The organism is Acidovorax sp. KPB24-03, from assembly GCF_057546605.1.
On the sequence record NZ_BAAJYR010000445.1, the window covers coordinates 1 to 2,750 of the forward strand.

Here is a 2,750-nt window from a genome sequence, read left to right on the forward strand (position 1 = left end):
CGCAGCGCCTCCTGGGCGAAGCCGGCCTCGACCGGCATCGCCAGCAGGCGTCGCAGGGCGCCGTAGGGACCCACCGGCAGCGGGTGGGCCACGGCCGTGCGCCAGTGCCCGGGCCAGAACTCGTCCGCCAGCCAGGCGGCCTTGATCTCGATCTCGGCCAGCGCAGCGGCCGCCACGTCGGGGCCCAGCAACCGGCCGGCGATGCGGTCCGCCTCGTATTCGTCCTGGCGCGCCAGGGCGAACGTCCGCGCGGCGAAGCGCGGGAAGTACCAACGCAGGAAGGCCTGCGTGGCCGCCGTCACCGGCCCGCTGCCATCGCGCAGGCCCTCGTGCAGGCGCAGCCAGCCCAGCCGCGTGCGGTAGATCCAGGCGGTGAATTGGCCGTGGCCACCGCGCAGGTGGCCATATTCGTGCGCCAGCACGGCCATCAGGCGCGGCTTGTCCAGCGCCATGACGAGCGGCAGGCCGATGGTGAGGTGGTTGACCGCGCCGCCGAACAGGCCCCAGCGCGGCGTCTGCCGGATGCTGGCGTTGAAGTCGCCGTCCAGGTACACGCCGTGCAGCGCCGGGCCCTTGACCTTGGTGCGGATGCGCTCCAGCGCCTCGAACAGGCCGGGCGCATCGGCCGCCGTGATGGGCAGGCCATCGGGCGCGTCGATGCGCACCCAGAGCGCGCGCAGGCAGGTCCACAGCAGGCCGCCCGCCCCGAGCACCACCCACACGTAGGCCACGCGAAAGCGGCCATGCCACAACTGGGGCAACACCCAGGCCAGCAGCCCCGCCGACAGCAACAGGCAACCCACCACCCAGGCGTACCCCAGGGCCGCGAAAGCGGCGACACTGCGCCGGTACGCGCTGGAGTCTTCAGCGCTCGCGTGCTCGCTCATGCGCACCATGTGAACGAAATCCGCCTGGTCCATGTCCCGCCATCCCCCGTTTGCCAATCCCCTATCGTATCCATGACCGACGACCTTCCCGCCCTGCGCCCCACCCCGCCCGGCCTCTATCGCCACTACAAGGGCCTGCTGTACGAGGTGATCGACACCGCGCGCCACAGCGAGACGCTGGAGCCCATGACGCTGTACCGCGCGCTCTACGGCGAGCGGGGGCTGTGGGTGCGGCCCGCCGCGATGTTCGAGGAAACCGTGGTGATCGACGGACGGGCGCAGCCGCGCTTCGAGCGGGTGCAGGCATCGCCGGAAGCCGTGCCCGCGGCCAAGCCATAGAAGTGCCGAACGCCCTAGATCCGATTGCCTTTGTAGCTATTATTTTTATAGCAAATTAATTCTAATCCGTTGCAATACGCCAGCTTCGGATGGGCCACGGCGCGTTCGTGCGGCAAAGCGAATTCCACTGCACCAGGAACACCATCCTGTTTCATCCTCTGGTCTGTGCCAGTTGAAACGAAGGTCTGGTCCGTGAAATTTTCCAAACTGCTGCCGCACTCCCGTCCCACCCCGAACGCGGCCCCGTCGACCTCGCCCGGGAAAACAGTGGGTACGGCGCCCAAAGCCAGCAGCAGCCACGGCGGTGGCGGCCTGCTGTCCGGCCTGGTGGGGCGCCATTCCAGGCCACAAACGGCGCCCCGGCCGCGCCAGCCGCTGGACGGCACTGCCAGCCAGCGGGCGTCCGACGTGGCCTCCGCCATCCGCTACATGAACGCGAGCGCGGGACCGGCCTTTACCGCCCCGCTCCCCCGCCCCCGCAGCGGAACCGCCAGCGGCGCAAGCCCCTTCCGGGGCGCACCCGGCGATCCGGCAGGAGCCGCCGCCCGCAGCGCAGCCCGTACCGGATTCGGCACACGCGGAGGAGATCCAGGCCGACGAGAGCCCCGAGGTGCAAGCCGCGATGGCCCGACTGCAAGGCCGGACCCTGTTCACCATCGCCGAGGAGCCCGAGCTGGAGGCACAAGCGACGAGGGTCACCCTGCAGGATCTGTTCGATGCCGAGGACAAGGCGCGGGCCAAGGCACAGGCCAAGGCCCAGGCCAAGGCGCAAGCCCGCTTGCCGACCGCGGCGGCGGCCACCACCGCGCCGGCGCATGCCCCCTCCGGGGGAATCGCGCAGCGGCTGCGCCATTTCTTCCAACGGTCTTAGCCGGAGCGGGGCGACGCGGGCCATCCCCTGCCGGCCCCCCGCCAGAGCAATTCGATGCGCCGACGTGCCAGCGCCAGAAGGTTGATTGCCTCCGCAGCTATTGTTTTTATAGCAAACGCATTGCCTGGCCGTCCCCGTTCCCGTCCCCGCGCGGCAGCGTGACGGTGGCAACCAGACCGCCGCCTGGCGCATTGCCCAGCTGCAGGCTGCCGCCGTGGCGCTGCGCGATGTCGTGTGCGATCGACAGCCCCAGGCCCACGCCGCCGCTGTGCCGGTTGCGCGAGCCCTCCACGCGGTAGAAGGGCTGCATCACCCGGTCCAGCTCCTGCTCGGGCAGGCCGGGCCCGTGGTCGCGCACGGCGATGCGCACCGCGGCGCCATCGTCGCTCAGCGTGATCTCGGCGCCGCCGCCGTAGCGCACGGCGTTGCCCACCAGATTGCCGATACAGCGGCGCAGCGCGCCCACCCGCGCCGGCAGCGGCCGCGCGCTGCCCTGCAGCGTGACGGCGTGGCCGCAGTCCTGCGCGTCGTCCACCAGGCTCTGCAGCAGCGCCCCGATGTCCAGCGGCGCCACCGGCTCGGCATGGGCCACGCCGCGCAGGTGGTCGAGCGTGGCGGTGATCATGGCGTCCATCTCGCCGATGTCGCGGCAA

Annotated in this window: 5 protein-coding genes; 2 read left to right on the top strand and 3 right to left on the bottom strand. The window is 70.9% G+C overall.

Features of this window, described 5'->3' with window-relative positions:
- Nucleotides 1-920: M48 family metallopeptidase (locus AC27KI_RS22320; protein WP_487115897.1), on the bottom strand; the 920-nt coding region annotated here is incomplete at its 3' end.
- Nucleotides 921-959: 39 nt separating this feature from the next.
- Here AC27KI_RS22320 and AC27KI_RS22325 point away from each other — a divergent pair.
- Nucleotides 960-1,226 (top strand): DUF1653 domain-containing protein, encoded by a 267-nt coding sequence (locus tag AC27KI_RS22325; RefSeq protein ID WP_284429081.1) that lies wholly within the window; start codon nucleotides 960-962, stop codon nucleotides 1,224-1,226.
- A gap of 14 nt (nucleotides 1,227-1,240) precedes the next feature.
- Here the strand turns inward: AC27KI_RS22325 and AC27KI_RS22330 are convergent, their stop codons facing one another.
- A complete protein-coding gene (locus tag AC27KI_RS22330; RefSeq protein WP_487115899.1) occupies nucleotides 1,241-1,648 on the bottom strand; it encodes a hypothetical protein in 408 nt (135 codons plus the stop codon).
- Between the two features lie 200 nt (nucleotides 1,649-1,848).
- Between AC27KI_RS22330 and AC27KI_RS22335 the strand changes: the two genes are divergently transcribed.
- On the top strand, nucleotides 1,849-2,097 hold the full coding sequence (locus AC27KI_RS22335; RefSeq protein ID WP_487115901.1) for a hypothetical protein: 249 nt from the start codon (nucleotides 1,849-1,851) through the stop codon (nucleotides 2,095-2,097).
- Nucleotides 2,098-2,203: 106 nt separating this feature from the next.
- On the opposite strand, the gene AC27KI_RS22340 is transcribed toward AC27KI_RS22335, so the two are convergent.
- Nucleotides 2,204-2,750: sensor histidine kinase (locus AC27KI_RS22340; RefSeq protein ID WP_487115903.1), on the bottom strand; the 547-nt coding region annotated here is incomplete at its 5' end.

Coding starts and splice junctions, on each gene's coding strand:
- AC27KI_RS22325 (WP_284429081.1), top strand. CDS start 960: ATGACCGACGACCTTCCCGCCCTGCGCCCCACCCCGCCCGGCCTCTAT.
- AC27KI_RS22335 (WP_487115901.1), top strand. CDS start 1,849: ATGGCCCGACTGCAAGGCCGGACCCTGTTCACCATCGCCGAGGAGCCC.
- AC27KI_RS22330 (WP_487115899.1), bottom strand. CDS start 1,648: ATGGCGGAGGCCACGTCGGACGCCCGCTGGCTGGCAGTGCCGTCCAGC.